The organism is Erwinia sp. JH02 (genome assembly GCF_013074405.1).
Lineage (GTDB): Bacteria > Pseudomonadota > Gammaproteobacteria > Enterobacterales > Enterobacteriaceae > Erwinia > Erwinia rhapontici.
This window is the reverse complement of record NZ_JABANZ010000019.1, coordinates 1-24153: the sequence shown is the minus strand read 5'-3', so window position 1 is coordinate 24153 and position 24153 is coordinate 1. Positions and strand designations below refer to the sequence as shown.

General features: G+C 53.5%; 23 protein-coding genes, 1 pseudogene and 1 riboswitch. Of the genes and pseudogenes, 9 read left to right on the top strand and 15 right to left on the bottom strand.

Annotated elements, in window-relative coordinates; genetic code table 11:
- Positions 1-201: 201 nt before the first annotated feature.
- Entirely contained in the window at positions 202-606 is a 405-nt protein-coding gene (locus tag HHI26_RS24445; RefSeq protein WP_159337035.1) for a cell envelope integrity TolA C-terminal domain-containing protein, read from the bottom strand.
- 26 nt (positions 607-632) lie between these two features.
- Positions 633-1034 (bottom strand): VOC family protein, encoded by a 402-nt coding sequence (locus tag HHI26_RS24440; RefSeq protein ID WP_171149908.1) that lies wholly within the window; start codon positions 1032-1034, stop codon positions 633-635.
- Between the two features lie 188 nt (positions 1035-1222).
- On the opposite strand from HHI26_RS24440, the pseudogene HHI26_RS25710 reads away from it, so the two are divergent.
- Positions 1223-1318, top strand: a pseudogene (locus HHI26_RS25710) (LysR family transcriptional regulator); the annotation flags it as partial.
- A 73-nt stretch (positions 1319-1391) separates the two neighbouring features.
- Here HHI26_RS25710 and HHI26_RS24435 read toward each other — a convergent pair.
- On the bottom strand, positions 1392-2585 hold the full coding sequence (locus HHI26_RS24435; RefSeq protein ID WP_171149907.1) for an MFS transporter: 1194 nt from the start codon (positions 2583-2585) through the stop codon (positions 1392-1394).
- Positions 2586-2718: 133 nt separating this feature from the next.
- A complete protein-coding gene (locus HHI26_RS24430) occupies positions 2719-3855 on the bottom strand; it encodes an alpha/beta hydrolase (RefSeq protein ID WP_133843018.1) in 1137 nt (378 codons plus the stop codon).
- A 199-nt stretch (positions 3856-4054) separates the two neighbouring features.
- Here HHI26_RS24430 and HHI26_RS24425 point away from each other — a divergent pair, with 199 nt between their 5' ends.
- Positions 4055-4966: a LysR family transcriptional regulator gene (locus HHI26_RS24425; RefSeq protein ID WP_171149906.1), complete on the top strand. Its 912-nt coding sequence runs from the start codon at positions 4055-4057 to the stop codon at positions 4964-4966.
- A gap of 80 nt (positions 4967-5046) precedes the next feature.
- On the opposite strand, the gene HHI26_RS24420 is transcribed toward HHI26_RS24425, so the two are convergent.
- On the bottom strand, positions 5047-5310 hold the full coding sequence (locus HHI26_RS24420) for a DUF2798 domain-containing protein (protein WP_133843014.1): 264 nt from the start codon (positions 5308-5310) through the stop codon (positions 5047-5049).
- 127 nt (positions 5311-5437) lie between these two features.
- Between HHI26_RS24420 and HHI26_RS24415 the strand changes: the two genes are divergently transcribed.
- Positions 5438-6340 carry a LysR family transcriptional regulator gene (locus tag HHI26_RS24415; RefSeq protein WP_171149905.1) on the top strand — a complete coding sequence of 301 codons (903 nt, stop codon included), beginning with the start codon at positions 5438-5440 and terminating at the stop codon, positions 6338-6340.
- Here the strand turns inward: HHI26_RS24415 and HHI26_RS24410 are convergent.
- The 8 genes from HHI26_RS24410 to HHI26_RS24375 form a co-directional block, all read right to left on the bottom strand.
- Entirely contained in the window at positions 6337-7422 is a 1086-nt protein-coding gene (locus HHI26_RS24410; protein ID WP_159337028.1) for a mechanosensitive ion channel domain-containing protein, read from the bottom strand. The two genes, HHI26_RS24415 and HHI26_RS24410, sit on opposite strands and share 4 nt — an antisense overlap.
- A gap of 239 nt (positions 7423-7661) precedes the next feature.
- Positions 7662-7982, bottom strand: a complete 321-nt coding sequence (locus tag HHI26_RS24405; RefSeq protein WP_238337045.1) for an addiction module antidote protein — start codon at positions 7980-7982, stop codon at positions 7662-7664.
- 185 nt (positions 7983-8167) lie between these two features.
- On the bottom strand, positions 8168-9298 hold the full coding sequence (locus HHI26_RS24400) for an ABC transporter substrate-binding protein (RefSeq protein ID WP_171149910.1): 1131 nt from the start codon (positions 9296-9298) through the stop codon (positions 8168-8170).
- A 108-nt stretch (positions 9299-9406) separates the two neighbouring features.
- On the bottom strand, positions 9407-10621 hold the full coding sequence (locus tag HHI26_RS24395; RefSeq protein WP_171149904.1) for an FAD-dependent oxidoreductase: 1215 nt from the start codon (positions 10619-10621) through the stop codon (positions 9407-9409).
- A gap of 192 nt (positions 10622-10813) precedes the next feature.
- Positions 10814-11749: an ABC transporter substrate-binding protein gene (locus tag HHI26_RS24390; RefSeq protein WP_133843030.1), complete on the bottom strand. Its 936-nt coding sequence runs from the start codon at positions 11747-11749 to the stop codon at positions 10814-10816.
- 34 nt (positions 11750-11783) lie between these two features.
- Positions 11784-12533, bottom strand: a complete 750-nt coding sequence (locus HHI26_RS24385) for an ABC transporter permease (protein ID WP_159337026.1) — start codon at positions 12531-12533, stop codon at positions 11784-11786.
- Positions 12530-13258: an ABC transporter ATP-binding protein gene (locus HHI26_RS24380; protein WP_133843034.1), complete on the bottom strand. Its 729-nt coding sequence runs from the start codon at positions 13256-13258 to the stop codon at positions 12530-12532. The genes HHI26_RS24385 and HHI26_RS24380 overlap by 4 nt, the downstream gene beginning before the upstream one ends.
- On the bottom strand, positions 13255-13944 hold the full coding sequence (locus HHI26_RS24375; protein WP_171149909.1) for a TenA family protein: 690 nt from the start codon (positions 13942-13944) through the stop codon (positions 13255-13257). The genes HHI26_RS24380 and HHI26_RS24375 overlap by 4 nt, the downstream gene beginning before the upstream one ends.
- Positions 13945-14010: 66 nt before the next feature.
- Positions 14011-14115: riboswitch (TPP riboswitch) on the bottom strand.
- Between the two features lie 136 nt (positions 14116-14251).
- On the opposite strand from HHI26_RS24375, the gene HHI26_RS24370 reads away from it, so the two are divergent.
- Positions 14252-15277: an LLM class flavin-dependent oxidoreductase gene (locus HHI26_RS24370; protein WP_167864434.1), complete on the top strand. Its 1026-nt coding sequence runs from the start codon at positions 14252-14254 to the stop codon at positions 15275-15277.
- Between the two features lie 80 nt (positions 15278-15357).
- Here the strand turns inward: HHI26_RS24370 and HHI26_RS24365 are convergent, their stop codons facing one another.
- Together HHI26_RS24365 and HHI26_RS24360 are read right to left on the bottom strand one after the other, a co-directional pair.
- On the bottom strand, positions 15358-17289 hold the full coding sequence (locus HHI26_RS24365; RefSeq protein ID WP_171149903.1) for a methyl-accepting chemotaxis protein: 1932 nt from the start codon (positions 17287-17289) through the stop codon (positions 15358-15360).
- A gap of 355 nt (positions 17290-17644) precedes the next feature.
- Positions 17645-18598 carry a LacI family DNA-binding transcriptional regulator gene (locus HHI26_RS24360; protein WP_133843041.1) on the bottom strand — a complete coding sequence of 318 codons (954 nt, stop codon included), beginning with the start codon at positions 18596-18598 and terminating at the stop codon, positions 17645-17647.
- Positions 18599-18891: 293 nt separating this feature from the next.
- Between HHI26_RS24360 and HHI26_RS24355 the strand changes: the two genes are divergently transcribed.
- From HHI26_RS24355 to HHI26_RS24335, 5 genes are all read left to right on the top strand, one after another.
- A complete protein-coding gene (locus tag HHI26_RS24355; protein ID WP_133843043.1) occupies positions 18892-19206 on the top strand; it encodes a PTS sugar transporter subunit IIB in 315 nt (104 codons plus the stop codon).
- An 11-nt stretch (positions 19207-19217) separates the two neighbouring features.
- Positions 19218-20546, top strand: a complete 1329-nt coding sequence (locus HHI26_RS24350) for a PTS sugar transporter subunit IIC (protein ID WP_133843045.1) — start codon at positions 19218-19220, stop codon at positions 20544-20546.
- Between the two features lie 20 nt (positions 20547-20566).
- Entirely contained in the window at positions 20567-21967 is a 1401-nt protein-coding gene (locus HHI26_RS24345) for a glycoside hydrolase family 1 protein (protein ID WP_167864437.1), read from the top strand.
- Positions 21960-22262 carry a PTS lactose/cellobiose transporter subunit IIA gene (locus tag HHI26_RS24340; RefSeq protein ID WP_133843474.1) on the top strand — a complete coding sequence of 101 codons (303 nt, stop codon included), beginning with the start codon at positions 21960-21962 and terminating at the stop codon, positions 22260-22262. The genes HHI26_RS24345 and HHI26_RS24340 overlap by 8 nt, the downstream gene beginning before the upstream one ends.
- Before the next feature lie 213 nt (positions 22263-22475).
- Positions 22476-23903, top strand: a complete 1428-nt coding sequence (locus HHI26_RS24335; RefSeq protein WP_171149902.1) for a carbohydrate porin — start codon at positions 22476-22478, stop codon at positions 23901-23903.
- The last annotated feature ends 250 nt before the right edge of the window (positions 23904-24153 follow it).

Here is a 24153-nt window from a genome sequence, read left to right as displayed (position 1 = left end):
GTCAAAAGATAAAATTGGCGTTGCCACGTAAGGCTATTTTAACTTATTAAGTTGAATGTGCATCCTGTTTCGACTTAAATTTTAAAGGACCGCTTGTGGCACAAAGCCGCCTCTTCTGTGGCGATCATGCAGCTAAGTGTAAAACACGAACTCTGTCATACAGCGCACACCGTATAAGCACAAACACCCGTCGCTCCCCGCTCAGGGCTGCCCATGCATATCCCAGCGTGATGAACCCATGATGTCGTAGATGTGCTGATCTTTAAATGGCGGGAATTTAGCGTGTTTGGCCGCTTCTGCCAGAGCATGACAATAAGCGTCATCGCCCCCCTTAATGATGAAATTCTGCAAAGTACCATCGATATTGAAATCGAGATGCGCATTGCATCGTTTACCCTCCCAGGCATGTGGATCGGTTAAGGCTGCATCCAGGGCTTTTTTGATCGATGAGGCCTGCTCACCAAACATGTCTTTATCTGATACCTTCCCGGAACGGTTGTAGGTACAAGATTCAAGGGCGCTATTCTTCTTACAATCTTTAGGCGTGAGTGGAGTACAGCCTGCAACTGCTGTCGTGAGTACCAACATTATCAATAGGTTAGTCATATCTAAATCCGTTTAAGCCATTTTACTTAGTCTTGGGTATTCTGGTAGAGATCCCAACGGTTGCCGTAGAGATCTTCAAACACCACCACCGTTCCGTACTCCTCCTCGCGCGGTTCCTGGCAGAAATGCACGCCTTTTGCCTTCATAGCGTGGTAGTCGCGCCAGAAGTCATCGGTTTGCAGGAACAGGAAAACCCGGCCGCCACACTGGTTACCGATAAAGCCTTCCTGTCGTTCATTGGAGGCGCGGGCCAGCAGAATATTGCAGTCGCTTTCCGGGTTCGGTGTCACCACCACCCAGCGCTTTCCTGGCTGTGGCGTATCTTCAACGAGGGTAAAGCCCAGTTTATCCGTGTAATACTCAATCGCACGGTCGTAGTCGTCGACCACTACCGCCACGTAACCCATGCATCGCTTTTGCGTTCTCATTTTCTACTCCGTCAGGTTTCAGGCATCGCGGCCCGGTACCTTTTTTATCACAGAAATCCCTTATTGCCAGAGCACTGTTCGCTACCTCATTCAACAACACACTGGAACCATGCGGAAGATAATCAGCGGGCAATACGTTGGCTGAGCCTGCGGCGGATTTGTCTCATTCTGTTGACATCGTACTTATGCTTTCGCGTGCGGGCACTCCCCGGACTCCCGAAGAGCTTAGCCAGCACGCCTGCCTGGTTTTTCGTTATCCCACCGATGGACGTTTTCTCCCCTGGCAATCGGCGCTGAATTCAAAGGTAAGAGCATTTATTGCGTTTTTAGAAGAGGCGATTTAAGACGCTGGACGATCTAAAGTGCGCAGCGTGTTTGACGTGAAGTGAAAAATGTCAGCCCGGCTGCGCTAATCAGTAACAGGCCACTCAGTGCAAAAGCGCTCTGCCAGCCGAGGTGGTCAAACACCATCCCCCCAGTCATTGAACCCAGGGCTATAGAGAGCTGAACGACGGCAACCATGAGCCCGCCTCCCGCTTCTTCATTCCCTGGCAGCGTCCGTGCGATCCATATCCACCACCCCGTTGGCGCTGCAGTGGCAAGCATCCCCCAGCAGCCTAACAGTAGCGTAGCGGCCCAGACGCCGTGTCCGGTCAATATTAACCCCACGGCAATGGAGGCCATAAGGCAAGGGATGGCAATCAACGTCGGATAAAACCGCTTGTTCAGGAATGGGGTGATGACCAGCGTGCCAACCACCCCCATGAAACCGGTGGTGAGCAGAATCAGTGACAAACTGGACGTATTGACCCGGGTTACTGTTTCCAGAAAGGGGCGCACATAGGTAAATAACGCAAACTGCCCCATAAAGAATAATCCGCAGGCCAGTAAACCCGTTGTCACGATAGGGTGCCTGAAAAGACGAAACACCGATCCGCGCGATGCGTCACTTTTATTGTTGTCCATGTTGGGCAGGCTAACCCACTGCCAGATGAAGGTCACAACCGCGATTGGGACCAGGCACAGGAAAGCGCCGCGCCATCCAATGCTTGACCCAAGATAGCTGCCAAGCGGCGCCGCCACGACAGTCGCCAGCGCGTTACCGCCATTAAAAATGGCTAACGCACGGGCGACCTGATGCTTTGGCACAAGGCGAATAGCCGTTGCCGCAGACATTGACCAGAACCCACCAATCGCGATACCAATCAGGGCTCGTCCTGCCATATAAACCAGGTAGCTGGAGGCCTGGCCGATAATGGCTCCCGATATTGCCATCAGAACCGTCATCCCCAGCATCAGATGCTTACGATTAACGTTTCCGGCAAGGCCAGACAGTGTCAGGCTGGTCAGGACCGCAAACGCACCGGAAATGGCAATTCCCAGGCCCGCCAGCCCCTCCGTTACGCCCAGGTCTGTGGCTAAAGGCGTCAGTAAACTGACCGGCATAAATTCTGATGCAATCAGTACAAACACGCACAAGGTCATGGCAAAAACGCCGTTCCAGTGTGCAGGTTCTTCATGTTGTGGTGTTTTAAGACTCAGTGTGGACATTATCAGCATCTCTGAAGATCGCCCCGGCCCTGTTAAGGCAAACCGGGACGGACGCTATTCACAGAATAACGATCAAGCATCAAGGCCACCTTCACGATGTGGGTGGCCTTTGACGGGTTGAGGAGGACGGTTTTTATTTCAAGCTGGTTTTGAAGAACTGTTCAAAACGGACAAACGGTATCTTACCGGCGACATTGTCGTATAAATCCACATGGTTGGCCCCAGGGACAATCACCAGTTCTTTCTTGTTACTGCCAACGGCTTTATAGGCATCCTCTGCAAAATAGCGCGAGTGTGCATTTTCACCTGTCACGATCAACGTTGGGATCGTGATTTCCTTTGCATAGCTCAACAGCGGCATATTCATAAAGGATAAGGGCGTTGTCGCCGTCCATGCGCCAGTGGAGTTCACGGAACGCTCATGGAAACCGCGCGGCATCCGGTAATAATCGAAAAATTCTTTGAGTATCGGGTTTGGATTTGCGGGTAACGCTTCCGGCAGAATACGCGCTGAAGTGCTTACGCTACCGTTCTTATCCACATAAATATCATGACCGGCGTGTGCGATAGTGCCGTTTTCCGCATCCTTCCAGCGCTGCTCATTAAGATACTGCAAAACGGCGCGGCGATCGGCAGTTGAATAACGGTCTTTGCCCTCGCCAACGCCATGCCCCATCGCCCGGCTCATATCGTACATCACGCTGGTGGCAACCGCTTTAACGCGTGTATCCATGGCTGCCGCGTTCAACGCCATTCCCCCCCAGCCACAGATGCCGAGTAAACCGATGCGGTTGCGATCCACCTCTTTTTGTAACCCAAGGAAATCAACTGCGGCACTAAAGTCCTCGGTGTTGATATCCGGAGAGGCGACATTACGCGGGTAGCCACCGCTTTCGCCGGTATAAGAGGGGTCGAATGCCAGTGTCACAAATCCCTGTTCTGCCAGCGTCTGCGCATACAGGCCGCTGGATTGTTCCTTCACCGCGCCAAAGGGACCACTCACGGCAATCGCAGCCAGTTTGCGTTCCCCTCGATTTTTGGGCAGGTAAAGATCCGCGACTAACGTCAGCCCATACCGGTTCTGGAATGACACTTTGCGATGATCAACTTCACTGCTGAGAGCGAAAGTTTTATCCCATTTTTCTTCCATTGAAACGGGGGCATTCGGATGGGCTGTGTCAGCATAACTCATCGTTGTTGTTCCTGATATTGATGCGCATAGCAGTAGGGCTGGCATTGCGGCGGTCAGTTTACGGGTGAAAACGCGCATTAAAAACTCCCCTGAAAACATGAGACAGGTACAGGTTTCATACGGACAACGCTGCGGTGTGTGATATCAATGTGCTGATTATAATGGGCATAAATAGTGCTGATTAGCCGGGCTAAAATGCTAAGATTAATATCATTTTGTTATGAATTCAGAGGCGGTCGTGGCGGCACCTTTGGCCAGATACGCTGAGGACACACTGATGGCGAAACGGGAAAACTATAATGATCTCTACTTGTTTATGCTGGTCGTGCGAGAGGGGAGTTTTACCGCCGCAGCGCGTCGGCTTGGGCTGGCGCAATCAGGGATCAGTCGCGCTGTGCGCGAACTTGAAGAGAGGTTAGGGATACAGCTTCTGGTTCGAACCACGCGCAAATTATCATTGACGCAGGCAGGGGAACGGCTCTATCAGACCGTAGAATCCGGGTTTGATGCTTTAGATACGGGCCTTGCAACACTGGCATATTATCGGAGTATCCCCTCGGGTACGGTACGCATCAATGCCAGCCAGCATGCTATTGATAAAGTGCTGCTACCGAAGCTGGCCGTCTTTAAACAACGCTATCCGGATATCGAACTTGAGCTGATCAGTGAAAGCCGGTTTGTCGATATTATTGCTGAGAGATTCGATGCCGGTGTCCGTCTCGGGCCGGAGGTGGGCAGTGGCATGGTGGCGGTACGTATTACCCCGGATATGGAGATGGTCGTGGTGGGCACGCCCGAGCATTTTCGTCGCTATGGTTTTCCACAAACCCCGGCTGATTTAGTGATGCATCCCTGCATTGCCTACCAGTTTGCCGACGGCAGTCTGTACCAGTGGGAGCTTAATCAGGACGATAAAAAGATCACGCACCGGCCACAGGGACAATGGGCCTTTTCTGACAGCTATATGGAAGCAAAGGCAGCCAGGCTGGGGCTGGGACTGGCGTATGTCCCTGAGGAACTGGTGGCTGAGGATTTGGAGCAAGGGACGCTTATCAGAACCTTACGGCCTTATAGCCAGCGGATGGAAGGTTCGTTCCTTTATTATCCTCATCGCAATGTGTCACCTGCGCTCAGAGTGGTCATTGATACATTGAAAATCGGATGTGTCGCTAACCCGTCCCCTGTATGAGGACGGTAGCGCTGAGTCACCCGGAGATGCGTCGTGTCCGGGCCTTAATCTGGCAGGAGGATATGGGCACAGGGAAGGGCTCAGTGACCGTGAACCGTTAATCCGACCAGCCGGATAACAATCGGACGCACAACGAGTATGCAGACAAAGGCAGCAGGCATGGCAACCTTGTACGCATTCATCACACTTTCCATGTAATGTGGCCCCATGCCAAATTCCGCGAGCGTGATGACCAGGCTCATCATAAATGCCATGATGGTCGCCATATAAAGCGCAAAGATGTAGGGTGAAGTGTGCTTTGGAAGGCGCACGCGTGGGGTATTCCTGGCGACAGCATTCGTCATTACGTTATCCTGTTTTATCAAAGGGGGGAAACGGCCACTAACCTAACAAGCTAACCAGGACGGCGGTAGAGCCGTTATGCTTTAATCATTATTAAGTAAAAGTGACGAATGAGGCATTGGGAACACTATGGATCTGTTGGGGCTGATGAGTAATTTTATCCGCGTGGTGGAGAACGGCAGTATCGCCGCGGCGGCGCGTGCCAAAGGAATGAGCCCGGCGGCGGTGAGCCAGAGCCTTTCCCGGCTTGAGGCTCATCTGGGCGTGCGTCTGCTATCACGCACCACCCGCAGCATGACCTTAACCGAAAGTGGTCAACGTTATTTCGAGAAAGTACGTCACATTCCTCATGATATTGACCTCGCCTCGCAGGCTGCTGCCATTGAAACCAAACCGCAGGGCCCACTTTGTATCGCGACGACGGCTGCATTTGGTCGGTACGTCATTGCTCCACTAATGCCTGCGTTCAAAGCGTCTTACCCTGATATTGATATCGAACTGATCAGTACCGATCGTAACGTCGATCATCGTCTGGAAGGCGTCGACGTCAGTATTCGTATTGAGGCGCAGCTCAACGATCAGCTGATTGCCAGAAAAATCGCCTCATTACCCTTTATATTCTGCGCCGCCCCCGCTTATCTGGCGCGTGCGGGCACTCCCCGGACTCCCGAAGAGCTTAGCCAGCACGCCTGCCTGGTTTTTCGTTATCCCACCGACGGACGTTTTCTCCCCTGGCAATTTATCGTCGATGGGCAACCTGTTAACGCGAAACTTAATCCCGAATTTGTCAGCGATGATATTGATATCATTGCAAAAATAGCAGAAAGCGGCGGAGGGGTTGCCCGTCTGGCAAGCTTTATTGCCCAGCCGTTAATCGACAAGGGGCGACTCACCCCTTTATTCTGCTCAGGCCTCAGCGGTGAGAGCGACATCGCGTCTTCACCGATGAATATTTATGCCTGCGTCAACGAACGTTCGGCGCTGAATTCAAAGGTAAGAGCATTTATTGCGTTTTTAGAAGAGGCGATTTAAGACGAAACGTCGGAGGATCGCACAGCAGAATCGGTCAGTGTGGCCCTCACGTGAGGAAGGCTTTGCGGATAATTCTGCTGAATAAACTCAATCATCTTTTCCCGCACGTGGCAGCGTAAATCAAAGGCCGTGGGGGAATTCTGTGCCGTCATTAATAATCGGATCGTCATGGTTTTGTCAGTCGTATCGGTGACCTGAAGCACCTGAGTCTGTTGATCCCAGAGCTTTGTTTCACTGAGGACTTTTTCAAAATATTTACGCAGAGGATCTAATGGCATGGAATAATCAAGGTAAAGAAAAACAGAACCTAATATTTGTGCGTTATTACGCGTCCAGTTCTGGAAGGCGTTTTCGGTAAAGTAGGTAATGGGCAGAACCAGTCGGCGCAGGTCCCAGATACGCACAACCACATAAGTCAGGTTGATCTCCTCAATCCATCCCCATTCATTTTCAACCACCACGGCATCATCAATTTTTATCGGTTGCGTGAAGGCGATCTGAATGCCGGCAAACAGGTTAACCAGCGACTTCTGCAGGGCAAAACCAATGATGATCCCCGCCACCCCAGCACCGGCCAGGATTGTGGTGCCGAATTTTCGAACCCCAGGAATACTCAGTAACACCAGGGAAAGACAGAATAGCACCAGTAAGACGATAGCGACCTTTTTGACATACATTATCTGCGTGCGAATTTTACGGGCGCGAAGATTATTTGAAAGGTTAATGTCATAGCGAATAAAAAGCATATCCTGCGCGACATTAGTCAAGCGGATTAAAATAGAGCAAAATGATAATATAATAAATATATTAATGACTGTACTTATAAAAGAAAGTGAGTTCGGATTAACATTAATATAATTAACCCCTACATTGATTAACAGTAAGGGGATGAAAAGAAACATTGATCCACGAAGATGCTTTTCAAGTGATTTGAAGAGCTTTCTGTCACGACTCTGCCAGTATCGGATGAATCTTAAAAGTATAAATCGGGCCAGGAAACCCACTGCAAATGAGAGCGTGACGAGCAATACAGCAGGCACCCATGATGGAGCACCAGATAACTCACCGAATATCATTGGCATTCTTTTTCCCTTATCTTCCGCCAACAACCCATTAGTTGTCAGGTCAGTAATAAAACTCAGTAACCGCTCTCTTCTCAGTGATCTGCGGATGAAATGATGAATACATGAGTGTATGAAAAATCGAGTGTCCTGACTGTCTTAACACAAAAAAAATTTGAAAAGAAACCGATTTTTGTGGGGCATCAGCGTGATCCAGCTCACCCCCGCATTCAGCAGTATGTCCGCCCAGGATGGCCTGCTTAACTTGCCTGACCCGCCGCTTTGGCAAACAGACGCACATCTGCTGCGCGGGTGATCGCCGTGAGTGTTTTGATGGTCGGGTTCCCTTTTTCGGAAAGCGTGCGGTAAAGTTGCTCACGGGACAGACCGGACTTAGCCGCAATTTCACCGATGCCGCCACGGGCATTGACCACGTGGCGCAGGGCGGTCAGAAAAGCACCGACGCCACCGTCTTCATAAATATCTTCCAGTGCTGTTTGCAGGTAAACCTGCGCGAATCCGGGATCCTCACGGAGCATGTCGATAACGGCGGTATCATGTTCAATTGCTTTACTGTGCATATCTTTACCTCGTCAATGGTGATATTTCATCCTTGATAATTTTAACTGTAGTTTAAATACAACAGACAGGCAAGTGACTACCTCGTAAGAAAAGCTGTACACGAATAAGTACAAATAATTGTTTTTTTTGAAATAAAAAAATCGCGCTGAATTTCAGCGCGATTGACGAGTTCAATGCAGGCAGTTTACTGCGGATGATATTCGATATTGATCGGCTCATCCGGCAGCTTAGTAAAGGTGCGGATAATGTAGTGATAGTCAGCGGTCGGATTCGTCTGGCTGAACTGCTGCGGGTAGAAGTCCTTCGCCAGCATCTCAATGCCGATAATGTTGTACGGATGGTTATAGAAGTGGTGATACACCGCCGCCACTTTGCCTGCTTTTACCGCCGGAATATCTTTCACCCCGGTACGATTGCGCAGGTTGTCAAAGCTGGCCTTAATCTCGCTCACCTCGGTGTTGTAACCCAGCGGGATCACCGGGCTGGTTTTACCCCCGCGCTTCGAGCCACTCATCACGTAGTAATCCGGGTTCAGGTTGATGACCTTTTCCACCGCGATGGTGCCGCTGGTGCCGGGCAACAGATCGGAACCGATATTTTTCGCGCCGGTAGCTTCTATCAGCGCGCCCCAGCCGTTATGGCCGTGGGTGAAGCAGCACTCACCGCCGCCGCCTATCCCGGCAATCGGCTCAACGAATACGCTCGGTTTAGGTGATACGTTTTTGACTGCGGCCTGAATGGCGTTGAGTTTCTGGGTATAAAAATCGGTGTAGGCGCGGGCATTGTCTTCCTTATTCAATACCTTGCCCAGCAGGGTAATGCTGGCCGCGGTATTCTGTACCGGGTGCAGCTCATCATCAACAAACAGCACCGGGATATTCAGCGCACTCAGTTGAGTCAGTACCCCGGTCTGTTTCAGCGCCGGTTTGGCGCGCAGCTGGGCAATCATCAGGTCTGGTTTTTTGGCGATCACCGTTTCAAGGTTGACCTCACCCTGGTCAGAAAAGCCCATATCGAGGATTTTTTCCGCGTCCGGCCAGCGTTTTTTTAGCAGGTTCCAGCTACCGGTATCCTGCTTTTTCATCAGGTTATTCCAGGAGACGACACGCTGGAAAGGGTTGTCACGGTCAAGTAAGGCGAGGCTGAGGATTTCACGTCCGTCCTGGAGGATCACCCGCTGCGGTTCATGGTTGATGACCACTTTTTGCCCGTCCATATCGGTGACGGTCAGCGGGTAAGTGGTGGCGAATGCCAGTGAAGGCAGCGTCGCCAACAGCAGAGCGGGTAAGGTTTTCAGCGTTGTCATGGTACAAATTTCCCGGCCAGTTAATAAACGATAATTGTTATCATTATTATTGGCCGGAGAGTAAACGAAAGTTAAACAGAATGTAAACGGCGCACCCGAAAATCGTGACGGGATTTGTCAGGATGGCGTTTTAAAGCGGCGCGGCTTCTCACGACGAAAACCCAGCCCGATGATCCAGCCGAAAACATAAGGCAGGAAAGGAAAGCGCTTGATGATACGCGGCAGCGGGCTGGATTCGCCCTCTTTGCGTTTTTTTCCGCTCATTTTTATCTGGATAAATTGCGTGGCGCAGGTTGGGAAATGGCGGCGTTTTTGCACTTTTTGCAGCAGGCGCAGGCTGACTTTCCCCTGGCGTAACGCGGGCGTCAAAATGTTGGCGCAGGCAACGGCATCCTGGATCGCGAGGTTGACGCCAACGCCGCCGATAGGCGACATCGCATGGGCGGCATCCCCGATGCACAGCACGCCGGGCTTCATCCACGCATCCAGTCTGTCGATGCGGATATCGAGTAGCCTGACCTGCTGCCAGTCGGTCATCTCTGCCAGTCTGGCGGCCGGAAAGGGCGCCACGGCGGCAACCTGCTGTTTAAACGCCTCGATTCCTGCGGCCTTCATTGGCCCGAACTCACCTTTGGTAATGGAGTAGCCGCACTGCCAGAAACTGCCGCGATCGAGCATGATAAAGTTTTGTTTGGGTCCCTTGTGGCCCATATTCCATTCCGGGTCCTCATCGCGTTTATCCAGCGGGAACCACAGCACATCGCGCGGCGATCCAAACGAGCGCCCGGTCAGCCCGGCCTGCTGCCGGACCTGCGAATGCCGTCCGTCACAGCCGATCACCAGCTGTGCGTGGATGTCGCAGGTGCCGCTGCTGTTGCTGGCGCGCACGCCGCATACGCTGCCATTGTCATACAGTAATTCGCTGAATGCGGTGGACTGGCGCAGGGTAAACGCGGGCAGGGCAGACGCTTTCGCCGCCAGAAAATTGAGGAAGTCCCACTGTGGCATAAACGCAATAAAGCGGCATTTTACCGGCAGGCGGGAAAAATCGGCCAGCGTGACCTCTTCACCCCCTACTTCTGCCTGTAAACGCGGGGCACGCTGATGAGGCAGGCTGAGTAACTCATCCAGCAGGCCCAGGTGATGCATGATTTGCAGCGTGGAGGGATGAATCGTGTCACCCCGGAAGTCGCGCAAAAAATCGCCGTGTTTTTCGATCACGGTCACCTGCACGCCTGCGCGCGCCAGCAGATAACCCAGCATCAGTCCGGCCGGGCCGCCGCCTACGATACAGCAGTCAGTGGTGATGCGTTCAGGGGACGTTGCGTTCATGTTGGCTCCGGGTAGGTAATCGCTGGTTTATGGTAATGGTTATCATTATCTTTGGCGAGCGGTGATTTGCGCAGATTGGCTGGAACTGGCGACCCGGAACTGAAGGTCCATCATGACAGATTAATGCCTGCGAAGGGTTCGACCTTTTACCGGTCGAACCCTGTTGAGGGGGTGCGTCAGGGTTTTAGTCGATTAGCGCAACTCAACTGCATACTGCGCAACGGGCGTGATCTTCTTAATCAGCTTATTCTTCAACAAAAACTGTTCGTAAGCGTCATACCGTTTCACGTCCAGTGCCGCCGGGTCTCTGGCAAACAGCGGCAGGGTTTTCTGCCACGCCACATGGTTCAGCTCGGTATTCAGCTCCGGGTGCGCTTTGGCGAACACCTGCCAGCTCTCTTCCGGGTGGGCCTGTAAATAGTCGTTGCCTTTCTTCAGCGCCGCGAGGAATTTCTTCACCTTCGGTTCATTGACGCTATCGCGATTCGCCACAATCACCAGCTCGTCATAGGCCGGAACGCCGTAATCCTCAACGTTAAATACCACCGGATCTTTGCCCTGTAGCTTCAGCTCTTGCGCTTCAATATTGCGGTAACCTCCAATCACCGCATCCACCTGCCCGGCCAGCAGGGCGCTGGTCAGCTGGAAGTTAACGTTGACCAGCTTAATCTCCTTCAGGCTGGCGCGCTCCTGCTTCAGCATGGTGGTCAGCGTTGCCTGTTCAATACCGCTCACGGAATAACCCACCGTTTTCCCTTTCAGTTTTGCCGGTGAGGTGATGCTTTTATCGAGCGTCATCACCGTGTTCAGCGGGGTATTGATCAGCGTGCCCACGCGCACCAGCGGCAGGCCTTCATCGGCGAAAAAGTGCAGCTGCGGCTGATAAGTAATGGCGAGATCCGCCTGTTTCGCTGCGACCAGGCGCGGTGGCAGGGAAGGATCGGACGGGGGGACAATCTTCACGTCCAGCCCTTCCGCCTTAAATGCCCCGATCTGATCGGCAACCATAATCGGTGCGTGGTCCGGGTTGATATACCAGTCGAGCACCAGCGTCAGTTTCTCGTTGGCCATGACGCCTGTGGAGCAGGCACCGCTTAACAGCAGGGCAGCGCAGGTTTTCATCATCATTCTGTGTTCCTTTCAGATTTAAGGGGAATCAGCATTATTCGGGGGCCCAGTTGATCAGGCGATGGAGCAGGGCATCGACCGCCATCCAGAGTAAGACGGTCATCAGCACCAGGATAAACAACGCGGCAAAGCACTGATCGGTTTGCATGCGCGCATTGGCATTCAGCATTACGTAACCCAGCCCTTCGGCCGAACCCACCCATTCGCCGATAATTGCGCCAATCGGTGCCACGGCAGCCGCCATGCGCAGGCCGGAGCCAAAAGCAGGCAGCGCCGCCATCAGCCGGACATGGCGCAGCTGCGCCCAGCGTGAGGCACCCAGGGTGCGGGCAAGGTCCAGATAGTCCTGATTAACCCGCCTCAGCCCGTCAAAGAAAGCAGAGGTCACCGGGAAGAAGATCACCAGCACCGCCATCGCCACTTTGGCGCTGATGCCAAAGCCAAACCACAGCACCAGCAGTGGCGCGAGGGCAAACACCGGAATGGCCTGGCTGGTCAGCACCACGGGCATCAGCCAGCGTTGCAGGCGGGGGGAGAAGATCATGCCGATCGCCAGCAGCGACCCCAGCAGTACGCCCAGCACCAGCCCGATCAGGACTTCTGAGGCCGTAACCAGGCTGTGATACGCGAGGAAAGCGCGGCCATCCCACAGCGCGCGGGCAACAGCGGCGGGCGACGGCAGCAAAAAGGCGGGAATATCACTCAGTGTGGCCAGCCACCACAGCAGCAGCAGCCCGGTAAAAATCATGACGCCACGTGCGCTGGTGGCGATTTTTCCGCTCATTCTGCGGCCCTCAGCAACTGCTGCAACAGTTCGGCCTGGCTTTTCAGCACGTCAGCATCATCCGGCGCACGGGGCGGCTGGCCACCAATGGTGTGAGTGTCGTCGATCCCGGCAGGATAACCAGACAACACCAGCAGGTGGTGACTCAGACGGCAGGCTTCCATCGGGTCATGGGTAATCAGCAATACGGTGTGGTCGGCCAGCAGTTCAGCGGCCAGCGTCTGGATTTTGGCCCGCGTCAGCGTATCCAGCGCGGAGAACGGCTCATCCATCAGGACAACGGGGCGTCTTTCATACAGCGTACGGGCAATCGCCGCCCGCTGGCGCATGCCGCCGGAGAGCGCCGCAGGGAGGTCGTTGCCGTGTCCGTGCAGTCCGACGCGTTCCAGCAGATGGGCAGCCCAGGCGGCATCCACGTTTTCGCCGCGCAGACGCGCACCCAGTGTGATGTTGTCGCTGATCGACAGCCAGGGATAAAGCAGATCTTTCTGCCCCATATAAGCAATACGCCCGGGCAACGGCAGGCCATCGCTACCGCAGACGGTGCCGGAGGTGGGCTTCGCCAGCCCGGCGATAATCTTCAGCAGGCTGGTCTTGCCGCTGCCGCTGGCCCCCAGCAGGGCAACAAATCGCCCCGGCGGGAGGGTAAAACTGAGACGGTCGAAAATCTGACGCGGGCCGAAGCACAGCGTCAGATCGCGCACCTCAATGCCGGGTGGGTTCATGTCCGGTGCACCGCATTCAGTCCCATCTGCCAGAATGCCGACTCGAGGCGCGTGGCGGTGGTGAAAATCTCAGACAGGGCGGTGAAGCGGCTTTCGGCCCCGCGCTGCTCACCGACCGTTTCCAGTAAACCGAGGGCGGCACGAACGCCGTTCAGATAGTCTGCATCACCATAGTTGCGGATCCAGGAGGCATAAGGGCTGCCTTGTAAAACCGTCTCCGGGGCGTTCAGCAGGCGCAGGCCAATCTCGGCGTAGCCCGCCACACAGGGCAGCAGCGCCACCAGCAGATCCAGCGCATCACCCGAGTGACCGATATCCAGCACGTAGCGGGTGTAGTTCATGGTTTCCGCCGCTTCCGGTTCGCGCATGATTTGCGCTTCGCTCAGCCCCCAGCTTTCGCAGTAGCCAACGTGCAGCGGCAGCTCAGCCACAATGGCGTTCAGCGAAGCCGTCGCCGCGCGCATTTCCGGCAGCGTGCGCAGTTTGCTGACCAGCAGCGCCCAGGCACGGGCAAAGTGAATCAGAAAAAGATAGTCCTGCGTCAGATAACGACGAAAAGCGATCTCGGGCAGCGTGCCGCGTGAGAGTTGGTGAATAAACGGGTGCGCCACATAGTCCTGCCAGTCGTTACCGGCCTGCTGGCGTAAACGTCCGTACAGACCCTGGCTGAAATCAACAGGCTGAATAGTTTTAGACACTGAATCCCCTCATTTAAGTGGAGATCCGGGCACGCGGAGGTGTGAACAGGGCAGAGGTAACTGCCAACCCGTCCCTTCGCTGGCATGACCCAGATCAGGTTCAAAGGGTTCGGCTTGTTACGCCATCTCAGCCCATACAGGACACCCCTCGGAGGGCTCTTTTATACGGGATTTCATTTTTCATTACAATCCACCCGTCAGACTTCGAGCCGCAGATGCGTTGGCTGCACCTCGAATTATTTTGGGTATATACTGCTAATCAATCGTCATTTGTTTCACCCCACAGGATACCCCCATGAAAAGTATTGGATTTCTGTCGTTCGGCCACTGGACCCCTTCGCCGCAGTCCGGCACCCGTTCGGCGGCCGATGCGCTGTTGCAGTCGATTGATCTCGCGGTCGCCGCTGAAGAACTCGGTGCGGACGGTGCTTATTTTCGCGTGCATCACTTTGCCCGCCAGTTAAGCTCGCCGTTCCCGCTGCTGGCCGCCATCGGCGCGAAAACACGCCGTATTGAGATCGGCACCGGGGTGATCGATATGCGTTACGAGAATCCGATGTATATGGCAGAAGATGCCGGCTCTGCCGACCTGATCTCCGGTGGGCGTTTGCAGCTGGGCATCAGCCGGGGTTCTCCTGAGCAGGTGATCGACGGTTGGCGCTATTTTGGCTATCAGCCTGCGGAAGGGGAAAACGAGTCGGATATGGCGCGTCATCACACCGAAGTGCTGCTGGATGTGCTGCGTGGCGAAGGCTTTGCCAAACCAAACCCGCAGCCGATGTTCCCGAACCCGCCAGGGATGCTGCGCGTGGAGCCGTTCTCGGAAGGGCTGCGTGACCGTATCTGGTGGGGGGCCGGTTCCAATGCTACCGCCGTCTGGGCGGCGAAACTGGGGATGAACCTGCAAAGCTCAACGCTGAAAGATGATGAAACCGGTGAGCCTTTCCATATCCAGCAGGCGCAACAGATCCGCGCCTACCGGGAAGCGTGGAAAGCCGCCGGACATACGCGCACCCCGCGTGTTTCGGTGAGCCGCAGTATCTTTGCGCTGGTGAATGATATGGACCGTGCGTACTTTGGCAACAGCGGCAAAGAAGGGGACAAAGTGGGTTACCTCGATGAGAAAACCCGCGCCATCTTTGGCCGCAGCTACGCCGCAGAACCGGACCAGTTGATTAAACAACTGGCGCAGGACGAAGCGATTGCCGAAGCCGATACCCTGTTACTCACGGTGCCGAACCAGTTGGGTGTGGACTACTGCGCGCACACTATTGAAGCAATCCTCAAGCATGTGGCGCCCGGCCTTGGCTGGCGCGAGTAGCACGTGCTGTCAGGCTCTCCCGGTATCCGGGGGAACCTGACAACGATGATCTTATTCACACTCGCCGGGGCGTAGTCGGTTTAAAACGAGGTCCACTCTTCCTCAAGGGCTTTAGACGTTTGTGCGCGGAGGGGAAGGGGGTTATGGCTTGAGGATCCGACAATAAACACGCCTTCATGCACCCGGCTGGTGTTGATCTTAAAGATAGCGACCATCTCACTCAGTTTCTTTGCCTGCTGCTCCAGCGAAATAGCGGCGGCAGACGATTCCTGAACCAGGGTCGCATTTTGCTGTGTGGTCGAGTCCATCTCGGTCACGGCTTTCCCTATCTGTTCAATGCCCTGACGCTGTTCGTGAGAGGCACTAGAGATTTCATCGATAATCTGGCTGACATGGCTCACGGAGTTGACGATATCTCCCATGCTGTCACCGGCTTTGTTCACCAGTTCAGTCCCTGTCCCAATACGTGCTACCGACTCGTTGATCAGCGACTCTATCTCTTTCGCCGCATCTGCGCTGCGTTGCGCCAGCGTTCTGACTTCACCGGCAACAACGGCAAAACCGCGCCCCTGTTCACCGGCCCTGGCGGCTTCGACAGCGGCATTCAATGCCAGAATATTGGTCTGGAAAGCAATACCGTTGATCACGCTAATGATTTCAGTGATTTTCTTTGAACTACCTGCGATGCCATTCATGGTGCTGACCACCTCACTGACGATCTGACCCCCTTTACGGGCATCGGCGCTGGCGCTGGCAGCAAGCTTGCTGGCTTGCAAGGCATTATCGGCGTTAAGGCGTACCGTCGAGGTGAGCTCCTCCATACTGGAGGCGGTTTCCACCACGGCGGCGGACTGTTGCTCCGTTCTGGACGCTAAATCCGTATTCCCTGCGGCAATCTGTGATGAGGCACTGGCTAAGTGACTGACGCTTTCACGTATGCCCGAGATCATGTCGCATAAACGGGTATTCATCGCGCCCATTGTTTGGGTTAGCTCACCCAATTCATCTTTGGAGGAGGCGGTGATCTGAGCCGTCAGATCGCCACTGGAAATGCGCTGTGCCAGGGTAAGATTTTCACTCACAGGTCGTGTGATTTTACGCGTGATCGCCCAAGCGGTGACCAGCCCGGTAAACACAGCCAGTAATGAAAGGAGGGTGATAATGGTGATCGTGCGAGAAATTACCTGGGTGTTATATTCCGTCTGCATTTCAATTAATGTGGCTGCAGTGGTGTTCAGTTCGTTAGCACCCTGGGCCATGTTGTCGGCAGATAGTTGTGTTTTCGCGATGGCAGATAAATACGTTTCTGCACTCGCTTTCAAAGCCTCGTAGCGCATCCATACCGGGGTCAATACGTTTTTTGTCGCCTCTGGCCATTGTGCCAGGCTGTCATTATACAGCGATTCAGTGCGGCGATATAATGCGTCAAAGTCCGATATGGTTTCAGGAGTATGCTTTGCGATCAGTGTGTTGCCAGCCTCACTGAGCAGGGAAAACGCGAAGAGTAAATCAAAAATTTTATCGAGAGAGTCACTATCCGATGCGGTATTTTTTAAGTCATCTTGCAGGTTGGGGAGAAAGCGATTATCACTTTGTTGCAGCAGGTTTTTAGCGAGTTGATTACTGTGGCGGCTTTTATCGTAATAGTCAGTTCGTAACTCACTGTAGCGTTCAATATTGGCGCTGAGCTGTTCAAACTGCTTTTGAGCTTCTCCGCGCCAGGTGAACTGACTGGCATCCTTAATCAGCGTTTGCATCGATTTAATGGCATCGCCGTTCGCTTTCATTTTCTCATCATCACCCGTATGCATGTAAATCAAACGGTTTTGCCGGGCGGCATCCAGCTGGTTGCCAATATCATTGGTCAGCGTTGTTTTTATTGAGTTATGTTCTATCGTTTTTAACGCGTAAATACCGTAACCTGATATACCGATAATAATGCAGATTAAAAGAATAAATCCTGAAAAAAGTTTCTTACCTATTGAAAAGTCGTTAAATTTTAAAATAATCATATTAAGTCCTTTATTAAACATAATTAGTGTTATTGAAATAATTCTGCTTCCGGAGGTAAAACACGTGCCTGCAGGATTTTATCGGCAGTGAGAGCGGTTTCATTAAAAATGACTTTTATTGGGCAGTGATGGGGTTTAGTGTGTTGATTTTAAAGTTTTTTTAATGTTAATAAGGGGGCTGATTATAAGATTGATGCGCGTTATTTCTGATGAAATAACGCGTTTTCTGATGTTTTGCTGGCAGACAGGGTACTTTTGTCAGTGGAATTAACTTTATGTAAATGGAGTTTTACATTTTTTTACATTTATATTGCAAGGTATCAGCGTTCTTTCTCGCAAACAGGCTGTTTATTTCTTAGCGTTTGCGGCTATCAGGAATAATCAAATCCCCGCGTAGCACGCATGCACCCAGCATGTCGCGGGTTTTCTCTGTCAGCCAGCTGACGATACGTGCTGCCATCGCATCCATGGAGTATTCAATCGAAGGAATGGACGGAATGCCCGGCAGATCCAGCGAACCGGCAAGGCTGAAGATCATAATGTCACCCGGTACGGTTTTATTAAACGCCTGCAGCTGGCCGATCACCCGCTGTGCTTCCTGCTCGTCAGCCACCAGCAGGGCGTTGAAATTAACGGTAGTGGCGTTATTCAGCAGCACCTGTACCGCAACGGACGAGGTGGTGGAATCCATAAACACCAGATTGCGGTTAAACGGCAAAAAGTTGTTTTCCAGCGCCAGCTTATAGCCCAGCAGCACCTGATCGGTATGACCGCTGGCCTCCGGATGGATCAGGGCAATCTGACGGCGGCCCTGGCTGATCAGATAATTACAGGCGGTCTCTGCGGCAAACGCATGGTCAAACTGGATGCTGTTTGGTGTGTCGGCAGCGACACAGTCAATCAGGATGACGTTGTCATCCGTAATATTCAGCGGGAAACGTGCGCCGATAATCAATACATCATCACAGAGGCCGCAGGAGAGTTCATCCAGCGCATTCATCACGCCCGTTTTGCTGTTGGCGAAACGCAGCAGCAGATGCTTTTGATGCTGGCTGAGGTGTTTTTCCAGTGCATAGAGATAACCGGTGGTCTGGTTAATATTCTCCTGTGCGCAGATCACGCCAATGCAGCCCGTCGACTGCGACAGTAGTGACTGCGCGATAACATTTGGCCGGTAGCTGAGTTCTTCGGCTGCTTTCAGCACCGCAAGGCGACTGGCTTCTTTCACTCCGCGCGATCCGCTCAACACCCGTGATACTGTGGCTTTAGACACCCCAGCTAAACGCGATACATCGTTGATTGTTGACATTTTTCTCCCCTGACACCCGGTAACAGCCTGCAAAAAATACCGCAAGAATGGCGCAAAATATCGCCACTGCCAGTATAGCGGCTTTGCATTTTCATGGAAACCGATTTTCCATATCACCTCAAAACTGTCCATATCGACCGCATTTTTGTGATGGGAATCCAGGAAAAAACCCTTTAACACCTGCGTTTATGATGAGTATCACATTTTTGTTTTCCTTAAATGGAAAACGGTTTCCGTATGGTGTCCAATCGTTTCCACATTTACGTTCTATTACATTTCGAGGATAACGGATTATGGTCAGGATTATGCTGTGCTGCTCTGCCGGGATGTCCACCAGTATGCTGGTGAGAAAAATGGTGGAGGCCGCCAATGAAAGAGGGCTGGAGGTGGACATTGAGGCGTATGGCGTCGCAGAGTTCGATACCCAGTTTCCCCGTTATCAGGTGGTGCTGCTGGGGCCACAGGTTAAATATATGCTGAAAACACTGTCAGAAAAGGCTGCCACGCAGGGTATTCCGGTTCAACCCATCGATCCGATGGATTACGGCATGCAGCGCGGTGACAAGGTGCTGGACTTCGCGCTGTCGTTGATTAACGCAGCAAACTAAAGGGTGTTCATATGAGTTCGCTATATCAGTCAATGATTGCCGTTATCGAGCAATCCATCACCCCGCTGGCGGGGCGTCTGGGTCAGCAAAAATACGTTATCGCCATCCGCGATGGCTTCACTGCCGCGCTGCCGTTTATGATCATCGGCTCGTTTATGCTGGTGTTTATCTTCCCGCCCTTTTCGGCGGATACCACCAACAGCTTTGCGCGTGGCTGGCTGGATTTTTCACTGACCTACCGTGAACAGCTGATGCTGCCGTTTAACCTGAGCATGGGGGTGATGACCTTCTTCATCTCTGTCGGGATTGGTGCCAGCCTTGGGCGGCAGTTTAATCTTGACCCGGTGATGTCCGGTCTGCTGGCGTTTATGGCATTTCTGCTGGTGGCGGCCCCTTATGCGGATGGTCATATCTCCACGCAGTATCTCTCCGGGCAGGGTATTTTCACCGCGTTGATCACCGCGATCTACTCGACGCGCGTCTATGCCTGGCTGAAGCAGAACAACATTACCATTCGCCTGCCAAAAGAAGTACCCACCGGGGTGGCGCGCTCCTTTGAAATCCTGATCCCGGTGGTGGTGGTGATGGGCACGCTGCATCCGCTGAATCTGTTTATTGAAGCGCAAACCGGCATGATTATGCCGCAGGCGATTATGCACCTGCTGGAGCCGCTGGTGTCGGCATCGGATTCACTGCCTGCGATCCTGCTGTCGGTGCTGCTGTGCCAGATTTTCTGGTTCGCCGGTATCCACGGTGCCCTGATTGTGACCGGGATTATGAACCCGTTCTGGATGGCGAACCTGTCGGCCAACCAGGCTGCGCTGGCCGCCGGAGCGGCGTTACCGCATATCTATTTACAGGGCTTCTGGGATCACTACCTGCTGATCGGCGGTGTGGGTTCAACACTGCCTCTGGCTTTCCTGCTGTTGCGCAGCCGCGTGACTCATCTGCGTACCATCGGCAAAATGGGCGTGGTGCCCAGCTTCTTCAATATCAATGAACCTATCCTGTTCGGTGCACCGATCATTATGAATCCGATGCTGTTCATCCCGTTTATCTGCGTGCCGATGATCAACGCCTGCCTGGCGTATGGCGCGACCAAACTGGGCTGGCTGGCGCAGGTGGTGTCGCTGACGCCGTGGACCACTCCCGCGCCAATCGGGGCTTCCTGGGCAGCTAACTGGGCGTTCAGTCCGGTAGTGATGTGTCTGATTTGTATGGTGATGTCGGCCCTGATGTACCTGCCATTCCTGCGCGCCTATGAGCGCTCGTTAATGAAAACCGAAGAGCAGAAAGCCCAGGCCAGCGCACCGTTAAGCGGCACCGTCAGCAGCAACTGAACATCATGGAGAACACAACGATGAAATATCAATTTCCCAAAGACTTCTGGTGGGGCAGCGCCAGCTCTGCGCTGCAAACCGAAGGGGAAAGCCAGCCCGCTCGTGGGGAAACCACCTGGGATGCCTGGTACCGCCAACAGCCAACGCGTTTTCACCAGCAGGTGGGGCCGCAGGATACCTCGACCTTTTACCAGCACTGGCGTGACGATATTGCCCTGCTGAAGCAGCTCAACCACAACAGTTTCCGTACCTCATTGAGCTGGTCCCGTCTGATACCGGACGGCACGGGAGAGGTTAACCTGGAAGCGGTGGCGTTCTATAACAACGTGATTGATGAACTGCTGGCGCAGGGGATCCAGCCATTTATCACCCTGTTCCATTTTGATATGCCGATGGCGATGCAGCAGCAGGGTGGCTGGGAAAGCCGGGACGTGGTGGCGGCTTTCAGTCGCTATGCGAACCTCTGCTTTGAGTTGTTCGGTGACCGCGTGCTGCACTGGTTCACCTTCAACGAGCCGATTGTCCCGGTGGAAGGGGGATATCTTTACGACTTCCATTACCCGAACGTAGTGGACTTTAAGCGGGCAGCGACCGCTGCATACCACACGGTGCTGGCCCATGCGCAGGCAGTGCGTGCATTTCGTGCCGGGCAGTACCCGGGGGAAATTGGCATTGTGCTGAATCTGACGCCGTCCTATCCACGCTCGCAGAACCCGGCGGATGTGAAAGCGGCCCACCATGCCGACCTGCTGTTTAACCGCAGCTTCCTTGACCCGGTGTTGCGCGGCGAGTATCCGGCCGATCTGATGGTCCTGCTGCAAAGCTACGATCAGCTTCCGGCTTGCCAGCCGGGGGACCGGGCGTTAATCGCTGACGGTAAGATCGACCTGTTGGGGATTAACTATTACCAGCCGCGCCGCGTCAAGTGCCGGGACAGCGCCGTGAATCTGCAATCGCCATTTATGCCAGAGTGGTTATTTGATAATTACGAGATGCCCGGTCGTAAAATGAATCCGTATCGCGGCTGGGAAATCTATGAGCCGGGTATTTACGATATTCTGACTAATTTACGTGTGAATTATGGTAACCCGCGCTGCTTTATTTCCGAGAACGGCATGGGCGTGGAAAATGAACAACGATTTGTTGATGACGGCCAGATTAATGACCACTACCGCATTGAATTTGTATCTGAGCATCTGAAGTGGCTGCATAAAGGCATCAGTGAAGGGAGTCATTGCCTCGGTTACCACATGTGGACCTTTATTGATAACTGGTCATGGTGCAACGGTTATAAAAATCGCTACGGCTTCGTACAGCTCGATTTAGCGACGCAGCAGCGCACGGTGAAGAAAAGCGGAGAGTGGTTTGCCCGCACCGCCGCCCGTCATGGATTTAATGAAGAAGGGGATAATGATGATTGATTTAGAAGAGGCAGTGATGGAGATCATCGTCAATGCTGGACAGTCGCGCAGCCTGTGCTTTGAAGCCCTGCATGCCGCGCGTGGTGGTGATATTACCCGGGCGAAAGCCCTGTTGCAGGAAGCGGATGGCTTTTCGCGGCAGGCCCATCAGATGCAAACCAAACTGATCGAGCAGGATGCCGGAGAAGCCCGGCAGCCGATGACCTTGATTATGGTGCATGCGCAGGATCATCTGATGACCTCCTTACTGGCCCGTGAATTATCCGAAGAAATTATCCATCTCTATCAGCGATAGAATCAAACATTCAGTGAGGAAATTAATTACCAGAATATATTAATCCGTCTTTACCTCTGTGTGTTATCAATAAACTGCTGGTTATGGTAGTGGGGTTGGTATTATTTAAACCATAACAAGACAGTTATTATCCAAAATAACATCGCTCACGCACACGTCTTTGCGCGGCATTGTAACGCGCAAAGACCACGGCTGGGTAATATTGAGATAATTATGAAAATATTTAAAAAATTGCCCGTGACGCTGGCGGTCATGGCAGCCCTTTGTTCTGGATCCGTCGTTGCACAGGAATTTACTCAGGCACAAATCGACGCCATCGTGGCGCGAGCCGTAGATAAAGCGTTAGCCGAACGTCAGGTCAAAATAGACACTGCCGTCGATAAAGCCCTGGCAGAACGTCAGGCCAAAGCCGACAGTGCCATGGCTAAAAAAGCGGATGTGATCACTGAGCCACAAACTACGGCACAGTCGCCTGACAAGGCAATTCCGTTTGGCGTGCAGTTCACGGGCTACGCTCGCTACGGTGCACAGTTCCAGGGGGGTGACCAGAAGTTTGTCGGCGTCGACGGTTCCTATAATGGTTCTTCTGCGATAGGCCGTCTGGGCAATGAAGGCAACGGCGGTGAGTTCCAGCTTTCCAAAGCCTTTAAAGGCGATAACGGCGCAATCTGGGACGTTAACGTGATGATCGATCACTGGGGCGATGAGGTTAACCTCAAAAAAGCCTACGCGGGCGTCACGAATCTGTTCGAGTCGAACCCCAATGCGTATCTGTGGGCCGGACGTGATTTCCACCAGCGTCCACAGCAGGGGATTAACGACTACTTCTGGATGAACCATGATGGGCAGGGTGCGGGGGTGAAAAACTTCGAACTCGGCGGCGTGAAGTTTGATGTGGCGACAGTGGCCGCTGTAGAGTCCTGTAATCCTGAAGTGATGGACGAAGATGGCAACCCGTCACGCATCAGCTGTACCGGCGGCTCGGGCACCGGCGACAAAGGCAACTATGCGGTGACCTCCAAAATCCACGGCATGAAGGTCGGCCCGCTGGATCTGGAGTTGTACGCCAACTACGGCTTTGATTCCAAGGCGGTGGAAAGTGAAGAGCGTCTGAAAGCCTGGCAGGGCGGTGTGGTTCTGAGCCACACAGGCGAAAACGGCGTGAACAAAGTGATCACCCGTTACTCCAACAACGCCGATAACAGCGTGTTTAATAAAACCGACGAGCTGACGGCGATCTATGCCAGCTTTGAAGGGAACTACAAGTTCACGCAGCAGGCGCAGGTGGAGTATCTGCTGGCCTTCCACGACTACGCGAATAAAGCGGATAACACGGATGATCGCCGCAACTACGGGGCAATCGTGCGCCCGATGTACTGGTGGAACGATGTGCACTCCACCTGGCTGGAAGCGGGTTATCAGCGTGTTGATTACGATCAGGGCGGCGATAACCACGGCTGGAAGCTGACGCTGTCGCAGAACGTCTCCATTGATATGGGGCCGGAGTTCCGTCCGATGCTGCGCTTCTACGTCACGGGGGGCGAAGTGGATAACAAGCGTACCGCACGTATCAACGGCAACGATGATAATACGCAGCTCGACTCCTTTAACGTCGGTGCGATGTGGGAAGCCTGGTTCTGATTGTCAGCGGATGAAACGGGAACAGAGGGGCGACCAGTGACGCTGGTCTGCACGATGGTCCAGGTTCAGGTCCAGGTTCAGGTCCAGGTCCAGGTCCAGGTCCAGGTCAACGTCAAGGGCGTTTCGCTTTCCCGCTGCGCGGGCTGAGCGACCCAGGGTGGGCAGTCGCCCCCACCCTGGGGACCCGGGCTTGCGGCTGGCGCTGCGTCCACTGCGTGGATACCTTCGCAAGCGCCGTTCACCGACGGAG